This window comes from Tatumella saanichensis, assembly GCF_000439375.1.
In the GTDB taxonomy this organism is placed as follows: Bacteria; Pseudomonadota; Gammaproteobacteria; order Enterobacterales; family Enterobacteriaceae; genus Tatumella; species Tatumella saanichensis.
The window spans coordinates 73,176-94,732 of sequence record NZ_ATMI01000005.1 but is presented as its reverse complement, the minus strand read 5'-3'; the positions used below and the strand labels follow the sequence as shown (position 1 = coordinate 94,732).

The window sequence follows — 21,557 nt, the reverse complement described above, 5'->3', positions numbered from 1 at the left end:
GGGGTAGTGATGAGTGTGCTGACGTTCGCCAGCACCCTTTCCCGCCATGATGAGCACTGGCATGATGACAACGCTGATGATGAGTTAGCTTCAGCGAGTTCCTCGGCAGACCATGAAGATCCACTGTTATCTACACCTAAAGGTCGTCGTCGCTTACTCAGCCGTAGAAAACCTACCTCAGAGGATCAAGATCCGCTGTTCAGCATGCCAGCTGATGCCAATGAGGCTGCTGATCCGCTGTTCAGTCGTAGCACTTTTACTGCCGTGGACGAGAGTGATCCGCTGCTGGCGCCGAGACCTACCGATGCGGTGCATTCGGCTCCGATTACGGCAGTACCCGCTGCCAGCGTAGCGGCTTCAGATTTCACAACATCGCCGGTGGCGCAGTCTGCCTATACGGTACCTGAAGCCTATGCCGCACCGGGGATCAGCACGCCAGCGGTGTCCACACCTGTGCCGCGTTCTGCGGAGACAGTCAACCCGGTAGAGCCGCCTGTTTACCACTTTGAAGTGCCGAGTAATCAACCGGTTCCGCCACAAACGTCCGAACCGGCTCAGCGTCCGATAGCAACTCAACCGCAATATGCTTCAGCGCCGGCTGCAACAGAGCCAGCAGCTCGCCGGTACGTAGAGACTTCTAGCCCCGCAGCAACGACTCCGTCGCAGCCGCAGACTTCAACCCCTCGCCCTGAGGTGGACAACATCTCTGCTGCGGCACGCCCACAGACTGTACCTAGCGGGTTGCAGCCTGCTTCTGCAGCGGCTCAGTCACAGCCACAGATGCAAACTACACCGGCGTCAAAACCCGCGGGACAATCCCCCTTTGCCGTAGCCGCCAGTATGGGCAAATTACAGAATGCCTCTACGAGCTTCGAATCGGCTGGGCGTCATCCTAGCCCTCAGGTTAAGCAAGGCGTTGGTGGCCCAGAATTACCACGACCTAATCCGGTGCGTTTGCCGACCCGCCGTGAAATGGCCTCTTACGGCATTAAACTCCCTTCGCAGCGCTTAGCGGAGGAGAAAGCCCGTGAAGAGCAGCAGCGTCAGACTGAAGCAGTTAGTGAGGACGTTGATGACTTCAGCGCGGTGACATCGCAGGAAGATGACGGTTTCGATCAGCGCCATCTGCGCCAGGCCTTTGCTGAACAGCAGAAAGCCCGCTACGGCGACCATCACCAGACGATTTCTGCAGAAGAAGAGGATGAGGATCAGCAGGCTGCCTTGGCCCGTCAGTTTGCCGAGCAGCAACAGCAGCGCTACCAGAGCGTCACTGTGACCCCAGATCCTGTGGCACCGGCGTCGGTAACCACTGAACAGCCTGCACCGGTCGCTGATCCTCCGGTCTTTGACTTCGTCCCTGAGGCTCCGGTTTCAGCTCCACAGTCGCCGAGTTTTAACGCACCGCAGTCACCGATCAGTGTCAATGCTACGGCGACTGAAGCTTCAGCACCAGCGTGGCAAGCACATCAGGAACATCCTGACGTCGCTGGTTACGCGGCAGAACAATCGAGCTCACAGAGTGCTGCTCAGCCAGCGGATTATGCTGTCCGTCCGCAGGCAACCACGTCTGCACCGGCAACTGAACAGACTGCCCGTCCAGCCGCGACTGAAACAGTAGCGGCTGCGGATCCTCAGCAAAGCCTTTTCCATCCGTTCTTAGTGCGCCATGAGCAACCGCTTGAAAAACCGAGCACACCGTTACCGACCATGGATCTGTTGACCCCTCCCCCTGTGGAAGAAGAGCCGGTAGATATGTTTGCCCTCGAGCAGACCGGTCAACTGGTGGAGGCGCGACTGAATGATTTCCGTGTCAAAGCTGAGGTTGTGGGTATCTCTCCTGGCCCAGTCATCACCCGTTTTGAGCTTGATCTGGCACCGGGTGTCAAAGCCGCGAGGATTTCCAACCTTTCTCGTGACCTGGCGCGTTCTTTGTCGGCGGTAGCGGTGCGTATTGTTGAAGTCATTCCGGGTAAACCCTATGTGGGTCTAGAATTACCGAACAAGCACCGTCAAACCGTGTATCTGCGAGAAGTGCTGGATTGCGCAAAATTCCGTGACAACCCGTCACCGCTGGCGATTGTGTTAGGTAAAGACATTGCTGGTCAGCCTGTGGTTGCGGACTTAGCAAAAATGCCGCACTTGCTGGTGGCGGGTACTACCGGTTCCGGTAAGTCTGTCGGCGTCAATGCAATGATCATCAGTATGCTGTACAAGGCGACCCCTGATGAAGTTCGTTTCATTATGATCGACCCGAAAATGCTGGAACTGTCGGTGTATGAAGGGATCCCTCATTTGCTGACCGAGGTGGTCACGGATATGAAAGATGCGGCCAATGCGCTGCGCTGGAGTGTCGGTGAGATGGAACGTCGTTATAAGCTGATGTCCGCGCTGGGGGTACGTAACCTGGCTGGCTATAATGAAAAAATTGAGCAGGCCGAAGCCATGGGCCGTCCAATTCCCGATCCTTTCTGGAAACCGGGTGACAGCATGGATACCACGCCGCCAGTGCTGGAAAAACTGCCATATATCGTTGTGTTGGTGGATGAGTTCGCTGACCTAATGATGGCAGTGGGTAAGAAAGTTGAAGAGTTGATTGCTCGATTGGCGCAGAAGGCCCGTGCAGCAGGTATCCACCTAGTACTGGCAACACAGCGTCCGTCAGTGGATGTCATTACCGGTCTAATTAAAGCTAATATCCCAACCCGTATTGCGTTTACGGTCTCCAGTAAGATTGACTCCCGTACCATCCTTGACCAAGGCGGCGCGGAATCTCTGCTGGGAATGGGAGATATGTTGTATGTGCCGCCAAACTCTTCAATGCCGATACGTGTGCATGGGGCCTTTGTTCGAGATCAGGAAGTTCACGCTGTGGTACAGGACTGGAAAGCGCGTGGTCGACCGCAGTATATCGATAGCATTACCGCTGGCGATGATAACGAAGGCGGTGCTGGCGGTGCGGAAGGTAACGGGGAAGAACTGGATCCGTTATTTGATCAGGCTGTCGGTTTTGTGGTGGAAAAACGTCGCGCCTCGATATCTGGGGTACAGCGTCAGTTCCGTATCGGTTATAACCGAGCCGCGCGGATCATCGAGCAGATGGAAGCTCAGGGGATCGTCTCAGAACCTGGGCATAATGGTAACCGCGAAGTGCTGTCACCGCCGCCGCATGAACTCTGATCACTAAACTTACTTTGTCTTCACTCGGGCCGGAACTCTCCGGCCCGTTGTTTATCTTAGCTTTTGCCCCCATAGTATTCCTAGGATTTCAGGTTTTTCTCCTGTTGGATCACACCGGCAGTGTCTAAGGTTGAAAATAATCGGCTGCAATAGAGTAATAAGGAAGAATGCAAAATGAAAAAGTTATTGATTGCTACAGGTATTGTGAGTCTGATGATCTCTGCGGCCAGCCATGCGGATGATGCGGCGTCTCTGCAGTCCCGTCTGGATAAAGTCACCAGCTTTCATGCGGCCTTCACCCAAAAAGTCACCGATGGTTCCGGGAACAACGTTCAGGACGGTAAAGGTGAACTTTGGGTCAAACGTCCGAGTTTGTTCAACTGGCAGATGACAGCCCCCGATCAGAGCACCCTTATTTCTGACGGTAAAACCTTGTGGTTCTATAACCCTTTTGTTGAACAGGTGACCGCGACTTGGCTTAAAAATGCCACCAGCAATACCCCCTTTATGCTGATCGCCCGTAATCAGCCTTCTGACTGGAAGCACTATAATGTAAAACAACAGGGAGATAATTTTGAACTGACTCCTAAAAGTGCCGACGGTAACCTCAAACAGTTCACCATCAATGTGACCTCGACCGGGACAATCCGCCAGTTCAGTGCGGTGGAACAGGACGGGCAGCGCAGCGCCTACCAGCTGACCAGTCAGCAAGACGGGGCGATCAGCCCAGATAAATTTACCTTCACTCCGCCTAAAGGAGTGACTGTCGACGACCAGCGTCAGTGAGGCGATAGTGGACACACTCAGTCTGGACTTCTCGGATAACCAGTTTCAACCCCTGGCGGCCAGGATGCGTCCACGCACCTTGGCAGAATACGGCGGCCAGCAGCATCTGCTGGCACCGGGTAAGCCTTTGCCACGGGCCATTGAGGCGGGGCATTTGCACTCAATGATCCTCTGGGGGCCTCCGGGCACTGGTAAAACCACGCTTGCAGAAATTATTGCGGGTTATGCCCGCGCCAGTGTTGAGCGTATTTCGGCGGTGACCTCGGGTGTTAAGGAGATCCGTGAAGCGATTGAACGTGCCCGACAAAGTCGCCAAGCGGGTCAACGTACTATCTTGTTTGTCGATGAAGTCCACCGTTTTAATAAAAGTCAGCAGGATGCGTTTCTGCCACATATTGAAGACGGAACCATTACCTTTATCGGCGCGACCACCGAAAATCCGTCTTTCGAGCTAAATTCCGCGCTACTGTCACGTGCCCGTGTTTACCTGCTTAAATCGCTGACCGTAAGTGATATTGAGGCACTACTTAGCCAGGCGATGGCCGATACTGAACGAGGACTGGGCGGACAGGAACTCCGTCTACCGGATGATACCCGTAGAATGATCGCGGAACTGGTTAATGGTGATGCGCGTCGAGCCCTGAATACCTTGGAGATGATGGCGGATATGGCGCCAGCCGACAGTCACGGTGTTCGCCATTTGACCGCGGCCCTGCTGACGGAGGTCGCCGGTGAGCGTTCTGCCCGCTTTGATAATAAAGGGGACCGCTATTACGACCTTATTTCCGCGCTGCATAAGTCGGTACGCGGTTCGGCGCCGGATGCGGCACTTTATTGGTATGCGCGAATTATCACCGCTGGCGGCGACCCGTTGTATGTGGCCCGTCGTCTACTGGCGATTGCCTCTGAGGATATCGGTAATGCTGATCCGCGAGCCATGCAGGTTGCCCTGGCAGGCTGGGATTGTTATACCCGGGTGGGGCCAGCGGAAGGGGAGAGAGCTATTGCCCAAGCCATTGTTTATCTTGCCTGCGCACCGAAAAGTAATGCAGTCTATCAGGCATTTAATGCGGCGATGAAGAGTGCCCGTGAATCTCCTGATTACGATGTGCCCGATCATTTACGGAATGCCCCGACAAGGTTGATGAAAGAGATGGGGCTGAAAAAAGGCTATCGTTATGCCCATGATGAACCCCATGGCTATGCTGCCGGTGAAGAGTATTTTCCCCAGGAAATGGCCGGCACGCGTTATTATTCACCAGTCAGTCGTGGTCTTGAAACAAAAATTGCGGAAAAGCTGGAATGGCTGGCCGAACAGGATCACAATAGCCAGATAAAACGCTACCGCTGATCTAGACATTACGGTAAGGTGAGCAGTGTTACACTTCGTTTTGTGGATTTCTCCCGACGATATTTCATCTCAATAACTCATACACAGGATAAGCATGCTCGATCCCAATCTGCTGCGTAATGAGCCAGACGCAGTTGCAGAAAAACTGGCACGCCGAGGATTTACTCTGGATGTTGAAACATTACGTTCTCTGGAAGAACGCCGGAAAGTTTTACAGGTAGAAACTGAAAACCTTCAGGCTGAACGTAATTCACGTTCCAAATCCATTGGTCAGGCCAAAGCGCGTGGGGAAGATATCGAGCCATTGCGTAAGGAAGTGAATGAACTCGGCGAGCGTCTGGAAGCGGCTAAGGGTGAGTTGGATGCCTTACAGACTGAAATCCGTAATTTGGCACTGACTCTACCAAACCTGCCGGCGGATGACGTTCCAATGGGTAAAGACGACAGTGAAAACTTGGAAGTCAGCCGCTGGGGCGAGCCGAAATCGTTTGATTTCGAGGTGCGTGACCACGTTGACCTTGGCGAAATGGCCGGGGGGATGGACTTTGCTTCTGCGGTTAAACTGACGGGTTCTCGTTTTGTGGTGATGCGTGGCCAGATTGCCCGTATGCATCGTGCTTTAACCCAGTTTATGCTGGACTTGCACACCCGTGAGCACAATTACACCGAAGTGTATGTTCCTTATCTGGTCAATCAGGATTCCTTGTACGGTACTGGGCAGTTACCAAAATTTGGTAATGATCTGTTCCATACTCGCCCGCTAGAAGAAGAAGCTGACAGTAGCCAGTATGCCTTGATCCCAACGGCTGAGGTGCCACTGACTAACTTGGTACGCGATGAGATCCTCGAGGAAGAAACGCTGCCGTTAAAAATGACGGCTCATACTCCGTGTTTCCGTGCTGAAGCCGGTTCATATGGTCGTGATACCCGCGGTCTGATCCGTATGCACCAGTTCGATAAAGTCGAAATGGTACAGATCGTCGCACCAGAAACCTCAATGGCTGCACTTGACGAACTGACCGGTCATGCTGAGAAAGTGCTGCAGCTCCTGAATCTGCCTTATCGTAAAATGCTGCTATGCAGTGGTGATATGGGCTTCGGTGCCAGCAAAACCTATGACTTAGAAGTCTGGTTACCGGCACAAAATACCTACCGTGAGATCTCTTCCTGCTCAAACATGCTGGACTTCCAAGCACGGCGTATGCAGGCACGTTGCCGTGCCAAAGGAGAGAAAAAGACTCAGCTGGTTCACACGTTGAATGGCTCTGGGCTGGCGGTAGGGCGCACCTTGGTGGCGGTACTGGAGAACTATCAGCAGGCAGACGGCCGCATTTTGGTCCCTGAAGTGTTGAAGCCGTATATGGATAACCTTGAGTCAATTGGCTAATCAATGCTCAAAAGATTAAAAACCTGCCCGCTGTGGCTAATGCCGATCTGTTAAGACAGAAATGATCGGTTGAACGATCCGGTTGCTGTGTGATAATCCGTAATCATCCATGGAAGATTACGGATTTTTTTATGTAACTCAGTCAGGCCCTTGATGCCATTCTTAAGTTCTCAGCGCTTTCTGACCTGCTTGCACCCGAACTCATTGACTAAAGCCTGGCTGATACTGGTGTTGCCACCGTGCGAAAACGTCGCCTACCTATCGAAATGATGGTCTGGGCTGTCACCGGCATGGCACTCTTCCGTTCACCGTCTATGAACCAGCTCGTCTCACACCTCGATATCGTCTTACCCGGTAAACGCTCCTTTGTCGCACCCCGCGCGGTCATGCGGGCTAGGCAGCGCCTTGGCGCTGAGGCTGTACACTTGATTTTTTAAAAGACCCGACAGCTATGGTTTGAAAAAACGCACTGTCGCATTGGAGTGGTCTCACGCTAATGGCGGTCGACGGGATGCTATGGAGAACGCCGGATACGCCGTAAAACGATGGTACATTCGCTCGCACAGCTAATTAATACGCTAACTCTGGCTGGTCACCATTACGGGTGGTCTACCAGATGGAGGTCACGAGCCACCTGTTATCAGGTGTGATCTTTGGCAGTCTCTCCTTTGCGGCGCCTGTGACGGTGAAGACTGCACAGGGTACCCGCCCAGAGAAAGGGACGGCCAATACTTTGGTGGGCTATGGTGGGCAGATTTATCTCGAGGATCCTCCTGAAAAGGGCACCGTGATAGTTCATCAACCTAATGGGGACTGTCAGATCCGGTTACCGGACCGGTTACCAGGAAGGCAAGCAACTGTACAAACGGAGGCAGTATGTCAGTAATCAGAGTTTTATTCTTCGCAGTGATCACCCTTGCCGGGTGGGGTTACTCGGCAACGGCCTCTGCTGATACCGGCTGCTCTTACTGGAAGGCCGGAACTAGCTATAATTTCGGCACGGTTACGGCGGGGCAGAGTGCCTCGACGACCAGCAGTATTACGTTGGGATGCAATAATTATAGTTCTGAGACTAAATACTTTCGCCTGTGCTTGAATTTAAATACCAGCAACGCTCCCCTGGTCATGAATCCTAATGGCGTTTCTGGATATCCACTTTATTTTAATCTCTACCCTTCGGATAACCCCGATACGCCATTAAGTGCCAACAGTGCCAGCTATTCACAACTGGATTTGGTGGTGCCTGGTTGGGGAAATTCCGGTGCCGGTTCCGAGGCCTCGATTGTCACACTGATTGGTCGGGTGTTGTCAGGACAGAACAAGTTGATGGCTTATGACTATTACAACTATAACTTCGGGGGTTATAGGGTGAAATACGCTTATGCCAGCACATCTGGCCAACTGCCTTCCTGTGCCGCCATGCCTGCGACCCAGAGTTTTACTATTACCGACGGTGCTATGGCCAGCGCCACGGTAAAGAACGGTTGTGCGATTGATCAGGTCAGTAATATGAGTTTCGGTGAGTTAAGTCCGGTTAATTCTGCTCAATTGGGCGGTACCGCTACGGTAACGGTCACCATCAGTTGTCCCGTCAACACGACTTTCTCGGTAGCACTTGGCAATGGTCTACACAGTCAACAATCTTTGAGAAATATGTGTGACGCTTCTGGGAGTAACTGTATCCCTTATCAGTTGTACCAAGATGCCTCACATACACAAGTATGGAATTCGAGTAATATTGAAACGGTGAATATTGGTAATGATACGACTAAAAGTCTAACAGTTTATGGCATGGTACCAAACCAGGACTGGCCTCCGGCAGGCAGTTATACCGATAACGGGATGAATCGGGTTACTATAAATTACTGATTGATAATGGACTATTATATAAACGACGATAGCCTAATCTCAGGCTGTATCGCTTTCTTAAGCCTGATAATTCGTTATTAGGTGGATATTTCTCAACCTAAAAGAAGTCACCTTTCCTGCCTCCTCACACAAAAAATGCTCTGCTATTTTTTGCCGATTGACTTTAATTTTTCCGGTGCCATTATGCGCGCAATTATTTTCGCTCAATGGTTTTCAGACTATGTCTTCATGGTCCCGTCCGGTATTGCTGCTACTCTCTGGTTTACTGTTATTAACTATCGCCATCGCGGTATTAAATACCTTGGTGCCTTTATGGCTAGCCCACGAACATTATGCGACCTGGCAGGCCGGTACTGTAAGCTCGGCATTTTTTGCGGGAAATTTATTGGGGATTTTTCTGGCCGGAAAAGTTATCCACTCTCTAGGATTTAGCCGCAGCTATTTTCTGGCAGCGGTCATTTTTGCCGTCGCTACAGCGGCGCTATTACTCAGTGGCGGTTTCAGCGGTTGGGTGCTGTGGCGTTTTCTGGCCGGCAGCGGCTGTGCCATTATCTGGGTGGTAGTAGAGAGTGCGCTATTGTGTGCGGGAACCCGAGCTAATCGAGGAGCACTGCTGGCCGCTTATATGATTGTCTATTATCTCGGCACTGTTGCCGGACAACTGATGATCAGTGCCTTCGCCGATGACGTTCAACATATCGTTCCGTTGATGACGTTGTGTATCTTAGTCGCGATTGTGCCGTTGCTGTTCGCCAAAGTGTCTGCACCTCAGGGACCAGAGAATGGTAGCCACCCAGCTATCCGTGAGATGCTCACCCGCCACAGCTCAAGAATTGGCATTAACGGCTGTATTCTCTCTGGCATACTGCTCGGTTGTTTATACGGTCTATTGCCGCTATATCTGTCCCATCAGGGAATGAGTGATGCTCAGGTCGGTTATTGGATGGCATTGCTGGTCAGCGCGGCTATTCTGGGACAGTGGCCAGTAGGTCGTCTGGCAGACCGTTTTGGTCGTCTGTTGGTCTTGCGAGTACAGGTCTTTATGGTGATCTTGGGGGCGATGGCGATGCTGACGCAGATGGCGATGGTCCCTGCATTATTTCTGCTGGGAACTGCCTGTTTTACGCTGTATCCGGTGGCGATGTCCTGGGCGTGTGAAAAGGTCGCTCATCATGAACTGATTACTATGAATCAGACCTTATTACTGAGTTATACCGCCGGCAGCCTACTCGGGCCATTACTGATTTCATTGTTGATGGAGCACTTTTCTGACCGAGTCTTGTTTACCGCTATTGGTGCTGTTTCTTTTGCTTATCTGCTGATGCTGCTGCGTAAGACTCATCATCAAGAGACACCGTTGGCCCACGCCTGAGTTCAGCGTCTAACTCAAGCACAGCGTCTAAATTCTAAATAATGAAGGGCCTAGTGGCCCTTTATTATCAGTAGACGACCTTATGTCCATAGCTGGCAATAAGGTTTTTCAGCCGCTCCATGGTCTCTTTTGGTGGCGGTTTGACCCCGTCCAGTTGATAGGTTTCTCCCATTGCCTGCCATTTATGTTTACCCAATTCATGATAAGGCAACAGTTCAATCTTCTCGATGTTAGACATACCACGGGTGAATTCGGCCAACTGGCGAGCAGAGGCTTCATCATCGGTATACCCCGGAACGATCACATAGCGGATCCAGGTGCGTTTACCGATACGCTGTAGATAACGAGCAAAGTCTAGCATTCGATGATTGGGTACACCGGTCAGTTTCTGGTGAACATCATCATTGATCTGTTTCAGGTCTAGCATCACCAGGTCAGTCACCTCCAATAGCTCATCGATGACGGCATCATAGCGGCGCACAAAACCATTGGTATCGAGACAGGTCTCAACGCCCGCCGCTTTACAGGCACGAAACCAGTCTCTGACAAACTCCGCTTGTAAGATAGCCTCTCCCCCTGATGCGGTGACACCACCACCAGAAGCGGTAATAAAATGGCGGTAGGAAAGCATCTCGTCCATTAGCCTCTGCACCGTGATTTCCTGACCACCATGGGTATCCCAGGTATCCCGGTTATGGCAATACAGGCAGCGAAGCAAGCAACCTTGGAAAAAGACAATATAACGAATCCCCGGACCATCTACGGTGCCGCAGGATTCAATCGAATGGATATGACCAGTCACTGACATTCTGGTTTCCTCCGGATGGGCAACTGCAACAGGCAGGCCGGTTGAAATGGACTGAAAAATGGTGAGCACACTACTCACCGTATTAACTCTTCAGATTAATCAGGCTCCGTTAAACGGAGCCTGAGAGGGTAGCCATGGGTATTATTTAAAGAGCGTGAGTAAAGGTACGGGTGATCACATCCTTTTGCTGTTCTTTGGTCAGCGAATTAAAGCGTACCGCATACCCAGAGACGCGAATGGTTAACTGCGGATATTTCTCTGGGTTATCCATCGCATCCAGCAGCATTTCGCGGTTCATGACATTGACGTTCAGATGTTGTCCACCTTCGATTGTGGCCTCATGATGGAAATAGCCATCCATCAGCCCGGCAAGGTTGGCTTTACGCACTTCATCGTCTTTGCCTAGCGCATTTGGGACGATGGAGAAGGTATAAGAGATCCCGTCCTTGGCGTAAGCAAACGGCAGTTTGGCCACTGAGGTTAGGGACGCCACAGCACCTTTTTGATCACGGCCATGCATTGGGTTAGCACCAGGACCGAAGGGGGCACCGGCGCGACGACCATCTGGGGTGTTACCGGTTTTCTTACCGTACACCACGTTAGAGGTGATGGTCAGTACCGACTGAGTCGGGACCGCATTACGGTAAGTTTTCAGCTTCTGTATTTTTTTCATAAAGCGTTCAACCAGATCGCAGGCCAGTTCATCGACCCGTGCATCATTATTGCCGAACTGCGGATATTCCCCTTCAATTTCAAAGTCAATAGCCAGTCCGTTTTCGTCACGGATTGGTTTAACGGTGGCATATTTAATGGCCGACAGCGAGTCCGCCGCCACCGATAACCCGGCGATACCGCAAGCCATAGTACGATAGACATCACGATCATGCAGTGCCATCAGCGCCGCTTCATAGCTGTATTTATCGTGCATATAATGAATGACATTGAGGGCTGTTACATACTGAGTGGCCAGCCAGTCCATAAAATGATCCATCCGTGCCATCACTGTATCGAAATCCAGCACTTCGTCGGTTATCGGTGCCTGTTTTGGTCCGACCTGAATTTTCAGTTTCTCATCAATACCGCCGTTAATCGCATACAGCATGGTTTTGGCAAGGTTGGCCCGTGCGCCGAAGAACTGCATTTGTTTACCGACAATCATCGGGCTGACACAACAGGCAATAGCATAGTCATCGCTGTTGAAATCAGGGCGCATCAGATCATCGTTCTCATACTGTAGCGACGAGGTATCAATGGAGACCTTGGCGGCATACTTTTTGAAATTCAGCGGTAACTGTTCAGACCAGAGAATGGTCATGTTCGGTTCCGGAGAAGGACCCATAGTGTACAGGGTATTCAGGAAGCGGAAGGTATTTTTGGTCACCAGTGTCCGTCCATCTAGGCCCATACCGGCCAGCGATTCGGTGGCCCAGATAGGGTCACCGGAAAACAGCTCGTCGTATTCTGGGGTACGCAGGAAGCGTACCATCCGCAGTTTCATGACTAAGTGGTCGATAAGCTCCTGGGCCTGTTCTTCGTTCAAGGTACCGGCGTTAATATCACGGTCAATATAGATATCCAGGAACGTGGAGACGCGGCCGAAAGACATAGCGGCCCCGTTCTGCGATTTGACTGCCGCCAAGTAACCGAAATAGGTCCACTGAACCGCTTCACGGGCGTTGGTGGCTGGGCCTGAAATATCACAACCATAACGACTGGCCATGATTTTCATGTCCTTCAGCGCTTGATACTGGTCAGCAATCTCTTCACGTAGACGAATGATCCCTTCGAGATCATTACCCTGCTCCAGATCCTGCTGTAAGGAGGTGAACTGTGCCAGTTTATCTTTCATCAGTTGATCGATACCGTACAGGGCCACGCGACGATAATCGCCGATAATACGGCCACGTCCGTAGGCGTCAGGCAGGCCGGTCAGGATCCCTGATTTACGGCAGCGCATAATGTCCGGGGTATAGACATCAAACACACCTTGGTTATGCGTTTTACGGTATTCGGTAAAGATTTTCTTCAGTGCTGGATCTAATTCACGGCCGTAAACTTGGCAAGAACCTTCCACCATACGGATACCACCGTAGGGGATCAGTGCGCGTTTCAGCGGTGCATCGGTCTGTAAGCCAACGATTTTCTCTAGGGATTTGTCGATATATCCGGCGTCATGAGAGGTAATGGTTGAGGCCAGATCCGTATCAAAATCCACCGGCGCATGGGTACGGTTTTCGGTTTTGATCCCTTCCATAACCTGTTCCCACAACTGGCTGGTGGCTGGGGTCGCTTGACTGAGGAAGGATTCATCCCCCTCATAAGGGCTGTAGTTGGCCTGAATAAAATCGCGGACATTAATGCTATTCTGCCAGTCACCGGCAGTAAATCCCTGCCAAGCCTGGGCCATTTTTTCATTAAGTTCAGTCATGATACGCCTGCCTTATTAGGTTGATATCAGCATATGGGCAGGGAGCTGCCCTCTGCTGGGTCAAAAATGAACGGTATGTAAGGGGGATGTCAGTGGCTGACGGGCCCATTACGCCGGTAAATAAACCAGTTGGTTAATCCCACTAACAGCGCACCACCGAGAATATTGCCGAGGGTGACAGGAATTAAGTTATTCACGAGAAACTGTCCAGGCGTCAGGGCAGAAAATTGCTCTGCTGTAAGCCCGCTCAGTTGCCAGAATTCAGGTCCTGCAAAGCTTTTGATGATAATCGCGAGTGGCACCATAAACAGGTTTGCGATGCTGTGTTCAAAGCCACAGACCACGAACATGGTCACTGGCAGGATCATCACTAGCAGCTTATCGGTAAGGGTGCGACCGGCATAACTCATCCAGACTGCCAAGCAGACCATCAGATTCGCCAAGATACCGAGGCACAGCGCTTGGCTGAAGCTATAACTCAGTTTGTGGTCAGCAATTTGCAGGACATTCGCTCCCCAGCTCCCACCCGCGACCAGGTACTGTCCGGACAGCCAGATTAAGCAGACAAACAGCAACGCTCCGGCCAGATTGCCGGCGTAGACGTTTAGCCAGTGGCGGGCCAGTTGCCCAAGGGTAATTTTTCCGCTGGCTTTAGCCACAACGGTCAATACCGCAGAGGTAAACAGTTCGGCACCACAGACAATGACCAGCATAAGACCAAGAGAAAAGGCGATCCCGCCTGCCAGACGACCCAGTCCATAGGGCAGCGCATCGATACCGGTTGTGGCGGTGACATAAAAGGTGAATCCGACGGAGATAAATACGCCAGCCATGATCGCCAGCAAAAAAGTGTGTAAGGGGTGTTTCAGCGTTTTAGTGATGCCGTTAGCTTCAGCAACTGCTGCTAAGGCAGCGGGGGGTAACAGTTCAAAAGAATTGTCAGTGTTCACACTAACCTCTACGGTTTCTCTACTACAAGTAGAGTAACAAATGGGTCATTGGTGGGTATTGATGTGGATCATTTTAGCGAGGAAGTTCTGGGGAATACTCACCAAAATAAGGGTGATTTATAGGTAACCTGCTGATTATAATGGTTAAAAAATTTTTTAAAAAGTGCTTATTTTGTTGAGGTGCGGTGGTGTCCGGTCAGGTCAAGGGAGGGTTATAGAGAAAAAAACAGCGCTGGCTGTGCAGCGCTGTTATCGGTGAATGCGGTTAGCCCTGTTGCCAGAAACGGCGCTTCGCCACCTGCAGTTTTTCGTAGGCGGCCAGCAGAGACTGGTGAGCCGGGAAGGCTTTCAGTTCGCTGTCCACGGCTTGCAGGCCATAGAATGGAGCTTCACCGCTGATGGCCGCTGAGGCCGCTTCTACGGTCTCGCTACCATACATGCGATTGAAGGCATTCAGATATTCTACCGCAGTACGATCTTCTTCCATCGCCAGTAACAGTAGGGTTTGCAGGCATCGATAGTAATTGGCGCGTTCAGCACTGAACACTGAACCGTTAAATTCGATCGTCCACTCTGTCCAGATCAATGCCTGATCCAGGTCACCCCCCGCCAAGGCGAGCATCGCTTTTAATTCACCGACGCGCAGCGTTGACCAGCCAGTATCTTTACCGGTGGCCAGACCCAGCAATTCGCGAACACGGGTGAAATCGTCGAGACCTTCGTCATCGATACGGGTGATCAGGTTAAGATAATCCTGAGCTTGCCATTCGCTGCCCGGCAGACTGAGGAAGGTCTCACGGAAATCAGCGCCCATATTATTGTTCGCCAGCATCAGATCTTCGGCGGGATAAATGTCAGACATTCCCGGCACGATAATGCGGCAGGCGTAGACACCCAGATGCTCATAATCGGCGATATAGACGGGTTTGTTCTCGTCACGGAAAATCGCCATCAGGGTGGCAAATTCCTGTTCGGTCGTTCCGGAGAAAGACCAGTCAACGAACGGATAATCCGGCGTATCCTTGAACATATCCCAAGAGATCAGGCCGCTGGAATCGATGAAGTGCGTTTCCAAGTTGGTGTGTTCAGCCACTTCTTCATCATCGAAGGTCGGTGGAGTGAACACATCCAGATCTTTCAGGCTGCGACCCTGCAACAGTTCAGTGACCGTACGCTCTAACGCCACTCCAAAGTCCGGATGTGCACCAAAGGAGGCAAAACAGGTTCCGTTGGCTGGATTGAATAGGACTACACAGATAACGGGATATTTTCCGCCCAGTGAGGCGTCGTAGGCAAAAATGGGGAAACCTTCCGCTTCAAGCTGACGGATAGCTGCGGTAACCGCGGGATAGCGTGCCATTACACTGTCAGGGATCGCTGGCAGGCTGATGGACTCTGCGATAATGCGGTTTTTAATGTAACGCTCAAATACCTCTGACAGCCCCTGAACCCGAGCTTCATTGGCGGTATTCCCGGCGGACATACCATTGGAGACATACAAGTTACCGACAATATTCATCGGGATGTACACCTGTGCGTTGTCAGACTGGCGGGTGAACGGCAGGGCGCAAATCCCACGTTCGTCATTCCCGGATTGCAGGTCGATCAAAAGGCTCGCACCCAACATATTATCGGGATCGTAAAACGCGTGCAGGTCCGCATCCAGCAGCCCTTCTGGCAGACTGTCATCATCGGTCAGCGGGAACCATTTTTCATTCGGGTAATGAACGAAATCACCTTCCGCAATGTCTTTACCCAGCCAGAAATCTGCAAAAAAGTAATTGGTGGATAAACGCTCAAAGTACTCACCCAGTGCAGAGGCTAACGCGGCTTTCTTACTGGCACCTTTACCATTAGTAAAGCACAAGGGGCAATCACGGTCGCGGATATGAACCGACCAGACATTGGGAACCGGGTTTAGCCATGAGGCTTCTTCAATGTTGAAGCCCAGCCCCTGAAGTTTGTCCTGAAAACGGGTAATTGAATCTTCTAATGCGGCATCTTTGCCTGGAATAAAAGTGTGCGTCATAGTGCCGCGTACTCCCAGAGTATGATAAAGGGGTCTGTTAACGGTCAATGATACGGATTTTATCCGGTGGCGGCTATCGGCCACGGCGAAAATTGTCTGGAAAAAGCCCTCTGCGACTACCGCTCCTCTGTTTGGCAGGACAGAATAATCCCCCTGACTGCGGCGGCCTGATGGTGATATTCATTAAATTCAACCTTAAGGATGATTTATTATTGCAGCGCTTTTGTGGCAGTGATAAAACCGACAGCTATCGGATAATCGTTCGTGGTAACAGGGTGAGTAGAAATGACGCAGGTGTATAATTTTAGTTCCGGCCCCGCAATGCTGCCGGCAGAAGTGCTTCGTCGTGCAGAACAGGAACTGACCAACTGGCAGGGACTGGGCACTTCCGTAATGGAAATCAGTCATCGCAGCAAAGAATTTATTCAGGTTGCACAGACAGCAGAACAGGATTTTCGCGATCTGCTGAACATTCCGTCTAATTATAAAGTACTGTTCTGTCATGGTGGTGGCCGTGGACAGTTTGCTGCCGTTCCCGGTAACCTGCTGAATGGTGCCGCCAGCGCAGACTATATCGACGGTGGTTACTGGGCTCACAGTGCGATTAAAGAAGCGGAAAAATTCTGCTCACCGAACACCATTGATATCAAAGTCAATCAGGATGGTAAAACGGCATTGCTGCCTATGAACCAGTGGCAGCTGAATGATGATGCCGCCTATGTCCATTACTGCCCGAATGAAACCATCGATGGCACGGCTATCTATGAACAACCAAATTTCGGCGACAAAGTAGTGGTCGCGGACTTCTCCTCAACCATTCTTTCTCATCAGATTGATGTCAGCCGTTTTGGCGTGATTTACGCCGGTGCCCAGAAAAATATCGGTCCTGCCGGCCTGACGCTGGTGATAGTTCGTGAAGATCTGTTGGGTCATGCCCGTAAAGATCTGCCTTCGGTGTTCGATTACCAGGTGCTGGCAAACAACGATTCCATGTTCAATACCCCGCCAACCTATGCGTGGTACCTGTCAGGACTGGTTTTCCAGTGGCTGAAAGAGCAGGGCGGTGTCGCGGCGATGGAGAAAATCAATAAAGCAAAAGCCGAACTGCTGTACAGCACCATTGATAACAGCGATTTCTATCGCAATAATGTGGCGGCCGCTAACCGCTCACGCATGAACGTGCCTTTCCAGTTAGCCGATTCCGCGCTGGACAAGCTGTTCTTGGAAGAGTCTCTGAGCCAGGGCTTACATGCACTGAAAGGTCACCGTGTGGTGGGGGGGATGCGCGCCTCAATTTACAATGCGATGCCTCTGGCCGGCGTGCAGGCACTGACTGACTTTATGCTGGACTTTGAGCGCCGTCACGGCTAATCCAACGGGTTATTCAGTAGTGATGCTTACCCCGTCCCCGACGGGGTTTTTTCTTATAAAAAGAGTAAAAAACATGACCGATTCTCTGACCTTACAACCGATATCGCACATTGACGGAACCATTAACCTGCCAGGATCTAAAAGCGTCTCTAACCGTGCCCTGCTGCTGGCCGCTATGGCCGAAGGGACTACCCGTCTCACTAACCTGCTAGACAGTGACGACATTAAACATATGCTGAACGGCTTATCCCAGTTGGGTGTCAGCTATCGCCTATCTGACGATCGTACCCTGTGTGAAGTGACCGGCACCGGTGCTGCCCTGCATTCGGATAAGGCGTTGGAGCTGTTCCTTGGTAACGCGGGTACCGCGATGCGTCCATTGGCCGCAGCCTTGAGTTTAGCGGATAATCGTATTGTGCTCACCGGTGAGCCGCGAATGAAAGAGCGTCCGATTGGTCACTTGGTCGATGCATTGCGTCAAGGTGGCGCAGAGATCGACTATTTGGAAAATGAACACTATCCACCGGTGGAACTGAAAGGTGGCTTCCGCGGGGGAGAAATCTGTGTCGATGGGAGTGTCTCCAGTCAGTTCCTGACGGCGCTGCTGATGGCTGCACCGCTGGCGCCTGAAGAGACTGTCATCACTATTAAAGGCGAGTTGGTCTCTAAGCCCTATATCGATATTACCCTTAACTTAATGAAATGCTTCGGGGTTGAGGTGGAAAATCAGCAGTATCAGCGTTTTGTGATCCAGGGTGGCCAGCGTTATCAGTCACCGGGCGAGTACTTAGTGGAAGGCGATGCATCATCAGCTTCTTACTTCTTGGCGGCAGCGGCCATCAAAGGGGGGAGCGTTCGGGTTACCGGGATCGGCCGTAATAGCGTACAGGGCGATATCCGTTTTGCGGATGTACTGGAAAAAATGGGTGCCGAGATTGAATGGGGCGAGGATTATATTACCTGTCACCGCGGTACCCTTAAAGGTATTGAGATGGATATGAACCATATCCCTGATGCGGCTATGACCATTGCCACTACAGCCCTGTTTGCCGAAGGCAGTACTCTGATGACCAACATCTATAACTGGCGGGTTAAAGAGACCGATCGTTTGGCGGCCATGGCGGCAGAGCTTCGTAAAGTGGGAGCCATTGTGGATGAAGGGCACGATTATATTCGTATCACTCCACCGCAAACCCTGACCCATGCGGAAATTGAGACCTATAATGATCACCGTATCGCGATGTGTTTTTCGCTGGTGGCGTTATCGGATACTGCGGTCACCATTCTCGACCCGGGTTGTACGGCGAAAACGTTCCCTGACTATTTCCGCCAGTTTGCAGCCCTGAGTCGTTAAGAGTACGGGGTTCAGTCTTAGCGGAATATTCGGTGACCGGTGCGGGTTGTCGGAATAAGCTACTGCGGGTTAGCGGCAGAGAAGGTATACTTAGCGTAACGGATTTTTCCAGGCTGAAACCCTGAGCAGTAACGAGGAGAGAATAATGACAACAGTCCCGGTGATTACCGTCGATGGCCCAAGCGGGGCAGGGAAGGGGACGCTGTGCAAAGCGCTGGCGGAAGCACTGCAATGGCATTTGCTGGATTCCGGCGCCATCTATCGAGTGTTGGCTCTGGCGGCCCTCCATCATCAGGTCGACATCAGTTCTGAAGAGTCACTGGTGCCGATGGCCGCCCATCTAGATGTCCGCTTTGTGTCGCTGAACGGCGAACTGCAGGTCATTTTGGAAGGGGAAGAAGTGACCCAGGAGATCCGCACCCAGGAAGTGAGTAATACTGCCTCGAAAGTGGCGGCATTTCCGCGGGTTCGTGAAGCGCTGCTGCGTCGCCAGCGAGCCTTTAAGGAAGTTCCTGGCCTGATTGCTGATGGCCGTGATATGGGAACTGTGGTGTTCCCGGAGGCACAGGTGAAAATTTTCCTTGATGCCAGCGCCGAAGAAAGAGCGGAGCGGCGCATGCTACAGTTGCAGGATAAGGGCTTTAATGTTAACTTTGAGCGCCTTTTATCCGAGATAAAGGAACGGGATGACCGGGACCGTAACCGTGCAGTGGCGCCTTTAGTGCCTGCAAGTGATGCACTGGTGATTGATTCTACCGGTATGACCATAGATCAAGTGATTGAAAAATCGCTGAATTATGCGCATTCATTGCTAAAGACATCCTAATACTATCACGGTAATGACCGTGCCGAATGCTCTACCTTCGTTTCATGGATGAGGCGAAGAATGTGAAACAACCCCATCCGACAATGATGTCAGATGGACGTTAAATTGAAGAATCCTAAGATTATCAATATGACTGAATCTTTTGCTCAACTCTTTGAAGAGTCGCTGAATGAAATCGAAACCCGTCCGGGTTCCATTGTTCGTGGTGTTGTTGTTGCTATCGACAAAGACATCGTCCTGGTTGATGCGGGCCTGAAATCTGAATCTGCAATTCCTGCAGAGCAGTTCAAAAACGCAGCCGGCGAACTGGAAATCCAGGTAGGTGACGAAGTTGACGTTGCCCTGGACGCTGTAGAAGACGGCTTCGGTGAGACCCTGCTGTCTCGTGAGAAAGCTAAGCGTCACGAAGCGTGGATCACGCTGGAAAAAGCGTACGAAGAAGCTGAAACCGTTACCGGTGTTATCAATGGCAAAGTCAAAGGCGGCTTCACTGTTGAGCTGAACGGTATTCGTGCGTTCTTGCCAGGTTCACTGGTAGATGTACGTCCGGTTCGTGATACTCTGCACCTGGAAGGCAAAGAGCTTGAATTCAAAGTAATCAAGCTGGATCAGAAACGTAACAACGTCGTGGTTTCACGTCGTGCTGTTATCGAATCTGAGAACAGTGCAGAACGTGATCAGCTGCTGGAAAACCTGCAGGAAGGCATGGAAGTCAAAGGTATCGTTAAGAACCTGACTGACTACGGTGCATTCGTTGATCTGGGTGGTGTTGACGGCCTGCTGCATATCACTGATATGGCGTGGAAACGTGTTAAACATCCAAGCGAAATTGTTAACGTTGGCGACGAAATCACCGTTAAGGTACTGAAATTCGACCGCGAGCGTACCCGTGTATCTCTGGGCCTGAAACAGCTGGGCGAAGATCCTTGGGTTGCTATCGCTAAGCGTTACCCAGAAAGCACTCGTCTGACTGGCCGCGTGACCAACCTGACTGACTACGGCTGCTTCGTTGAAATCGAAGAAGGCGTTGAAGGTCTGGTACACGTTTCTGAAATGGACTGGACCAACAAGAACATTCACCCGTCTAAAGTTGTTAACGTCGGTGATGTTGTTGAAGTTATGGTTCTGGACATCGACGAAGAACGTCGTCGTATCTCCCTGGGTCTGAAGCAGTGCAAATCCAACCCATGGCAGCAGTTCGCAGAGACCCACAACAAAGGCGATCGCGTTGAAGGTAAAATCAAGTCAATCACTGACTTCGGTATCTTCATCGGCCTGGACGGTGGTATCGATGGTCTGGTTCACTTGTCTGACATCTCTTGGAATGCGACTGGCGAAGAAGCTGTTCGTGAGTACAAAAAAGGCGACGAAATCGCTGCCGTTGTACTGCAGGTTGATGCAGAACGTGAGCGTATCTCTTTAGGCGTTAAGCAGCTGGCTGAAGATCCTTTCAACAACTACATCACACTGAACAAAAAAGGTGCGATCGTAACTGGTAAAGTTACTGCAGTTGACGCGAAAGGTGCTACAGTTGAATTAGCTGACGGCGTTGAAGGTTACCTGCGCGCTTCTGAAGCTTCACGCGACCGTATCGAAGATGCAACTCTGGTTCTGAACGTTGGCGACGATGTTGAAGCTAAGTTTACCGGTGTTGATCGTAAGAACCGTGTTGTTAGCCTGTCTGTCCGTGCGAAAGACGAAGCTGACGAGAAAGATGCTATTGCTACTGTGAACAACAAGCAGCAAGACGAAGGCAACTTCTCTAACGCGATGGCTGAAGCGTTCAAAGCGGCATCTAAAGGCGAGTAATTGCCCTGAAATAGCGGACAGCAGCCAATGGCTGTTGTCC

At 51.4% G+C, this 21,557-nt stretch carries 15 protein-coding genes; 11 read left to right on the top strand and 4 right to left on the bottom strand.

Going from position 1 to position 21,557, the window contains the following annotated elements:
• From DW47_RS17640 to DW47_RS0103810, 7 genes are all read left to right on the top strand, one after another.
• Positions 1-3,177: DNA translocase FtsK (locus tag DW47_RS17640; RefSeq protein ID WP_029685023.1), on the top strand; the 3,177-nt coding region annotated here is incomplete at its 5' end.
• 174 nt (positions 3,178-3,351) lie between these two features.
• Positions 3,352-3,963 carry an outer membrane lipoprotein periplasmic chaperone LolA gene (gene lolA / locus DW47_RS0103835; protein WP_029685022.1) on the top strand — a complete coding sequence of 204 codons (612 nt, stop codon included), beginning with the start codon at positions 3,352-3,354 and terminating at the stop codon, positions 3,961-3,963.
• 7 nt (positions 3,964-3,970) lie between these two features.
• The gene (locus DW47_RS0103830; protein WP_029685021.1) at positions 3,971-5,314 is read left to right on the top strand and encodes a replication-associated recombination protein A; all 1,344 of its coding nucleotides are present in this window, start codon (positions 3,971-3,973) and stop codon (positions 5,312-5,314) included.
• A 94-nt stretch (positions 5,315-5,408) separates the two neighbouring features.
• On the top strand, positions 5,409-6,701 hold the full coding sequence (gene serS / locus DW47_RS0103825) for a serine--tRNA ligase (protein ID WP_029685020.1): 1,293 nt from the start codon (positions 5,409-5,411) through the stop codon (positions 6,699-6,701).
• Between the two features lie 266 nt (positions 6,702-6,967).
• Positions 6,968-7,138 carry a transposase domain-containing protein gene (locus tag DW47_RS17865; protein WP_420911395.1) on the top strand — a complete coding sequence of 57 codons (171 nt, stop codon included), beginning with the start codon at positions 6,968-6,970 and terminating at the stop codon, positions 7,136-7,138.
• Positions 7,139-7,577: 439 nt separating this feature from the next.
• Entirely contained in the window at positions 7,578-8,570 is a 993-nt protein-coding gene (locus DW47_RS0103815; protein ID WP_029685018.1) for a Csu type fimbrial protein, read from the top strand.
• A gap of 220 nt (positions 8,571-8,790) precedes the next feature.
• On the top strand, positions 8,791-9,942 hold the full coding sequence (locus DW47_RS0103810; RefSeq protein WP_029685017.1) for an MFS transporter: 1,152 nt from the start codon (positions 8,791-8,793) through the stop codon (positions 9,940-9,942).
• A 67-nt stretch (positions 9,943-10,009) separates the two neighbouring features.
• Here DW47_RS0103810 and pflA read toward each other — a convergent pair whose 3' ends face one another.
• The 4 genes from pflA to ycaO form a co-directional block, all read right to left on the bottom strand.
• Positions 10,010-10,750 carry a pyruvate formate lyase 1-activating protein gene (gene pflA / locus DW47_RS0103805; protein ID WP_029685016.1) on the bottom strand — a complete coding sequence of 247 codons (741 nt, stop codon included), beginning with the start codon at positions 10,748-10,750 and terminating at the stop codon, positions 10,010-10,012.
• Between the two features lie 145 nt (positions 10,751-10,895).
• The gene (pflB, locus tag DW47_RS0103800) at positions 10,896-13,178 is read right to left on the bottom strand and encodes a formate C-acetyltransferase (RefSeq protein ID WP_029685015.1); all 2,283 of its coding nucleotides are present in this window, start codon (positions 13,176-13,178) and stop codon (positions 10,896-10,898) included.
• A gap of 89 nt (positions 13,179-13,267) precedes the next feature.
• Complete coding sequence (gene focA, locus DW47_RS0103795) at positions 13,268-14,128, bottom strand: formate transporter FocA (protein WP_029685014.1); 861 nt, start codon at positions 14,126-14,128, stop codon at positions 13,268-13,270.
• Positions 14,129-14,393: 265 nt separating this feature from the next.
• On the bottom strand, positions 14,394-16,157 hold the full coding sequence (ycaO, locus tag DW47_RS0103790; RefSeq protein WP_029685013.1) for a 30S ribosomal protein S12 methylthiotransferase accessory factor YcaO: 1,764 nt from the start codon (positions 16,155-16,157) through the stop codon (positions 14,394-14,396).
• Between the two features lie 285 nt (positions 16,158-16,442).
• Here ycaO and serC point away from each other — a divergent pair, with 285 nt between their 5' ends.
• The 4 genes from serC (at position 16,443) to rpsA (ending at position 21,517) form a co-directional block, all read left to right on the top strand.
• On the top strand, positions 16,443-17,528 hold the full coding sequence (serC, locus tag DW47_RS0103785; protein ID WP_029685012.1) for a 3-phosphoserine/phosphohydroxythreonine transaminase: 1,086 nt from the start codon (positions 16,443-16,445) through the stop codon (positions 17,526-17,528).
• A 73-nt stretch (positions 17,529-17,601) separates the two neighbouring features.
• Positions 17,602-18,882: a 3-phosphoshikimate 1-carboxyvinyltransferase gene (gene aroA, locus DW47_RS0103780; protein ID WP_029685011.1), complete on the top strand. Its 1,281-nt coding sequence runs from the start codon at positions 17,602-17,604 to the stop codon at positions 18,880-18,882.
• Positions 18,883-19,027: 145 nt separating this feature from the next.
• The gene (gene cmk, locus DW47_RS0103775; protein WP_029685010.1) at positions 19,028-19,708 is read left to right on the top strand and encodes a (d)CMP kinase; all 681 of its coding nucleotides are present in this window, start codon (positions 19,028-19,030) and stop codon (positions 19,706-19,708) included.
• A gap of 129 nt (positions 19,709-19,837) precedes the next feature.
• Entirely contained in the window at positions 19,838-21,517 is a 1,680-nt protein-coding gene (gene rpsA, locus DW47_RS0103770; protein WP_152473130.1) for a 30S ribosomal protein S1, read from the top strand.
• Positions 21,518-21,557: the final 40 nt, after the last annotated feature.

What these genes read in the sequence shown, in the direction of transcription:
- DW47_RS0103810 (WP_029685017.1), top strand. Translation starts at nt 8,791, where the DNA reads ATGTCTTCATGGTCCCGTCCGGTATTGCTGCTACTCTCTGGTTTACTG.
- pflB (WP_029685015.1), bottom strand. Translation starts at nt 13,178, where the DNA reads ATGACTGAACTTAATGAAAAAATGGCCCAGGCTTGGCAGGGATTTACT.
- cmk (WP_029685010.1), top strand. Translation starts at nt 19,028, where the DNA reads ATGACAACAGTCCCGGTGATTACCGTCGATGGCCCAAGCGGGGCAGGG.
- DW47_RS17865 (WP_420911395.1), top strand. Translation starts at nt 6,968, where the DNA reads ATGATGGTCTGGGCTGTCACCGGCATGGCACTCTTCCGTTCACCGTCT.
- lolA (WP_029685022.1), top strand. Translation starts at nt 3,352, where the DNA reads ATGAAAAAGTTATTGATTGCTACAGGTATTGTGAGTCTGATGATCTCT.
- DW47_RS0103815 (WP_029685018.1), top strand. Translation starts at nt 7,578, where the DNA reads ATGTCAGTAATCAGAGTTTTATTCTTCGCAGTGATCACCCTTGCCGGG.
- serC (WP_029685012.1), top strand. Translation starts at nt 16,443, where the DNA reads ATGACGCAGGTGTATAATTTTAGTTCCGGCCCCGCAATGCTGCCGGCA.
- rpsA (WP_152473130.1), top strand. Translation starts at nt 19,838, where the DNA reads ATGACTGAATCTTTTGCTCAACTCTTTGAAGAGTCGCTGAATGAAATC.
- aroA (WP_029685011.1), top strand. Translation starts at nt 17,602, where the DNA reads ATGACCGATTCTCTGACCTTACAACCGATATCGCACATTGACGGAACC.
- serS (WP_029685020.1), top strand. Translation starts at nt 5,409, where the DNA reads ATGCTCGATCCCAATCTGCTGCGTAATGAGCCAGACGCAGTTGCAGAA.
- pflA (WP_029685016.1), bottom strand. Translation starts at nt 10,750, where the DNA reads ATGTCAGTGACTGGTCATATCCATTCGATTGAATCCTGCGGCACCGTA.
- ycaO (WP_029685013.1), bottom strand. Translation starts at nt 16,157, where the DNA reads ATGACGCACACTTTTATTCCAGGCAAAGATGCCGCATTAGAAGATTCA.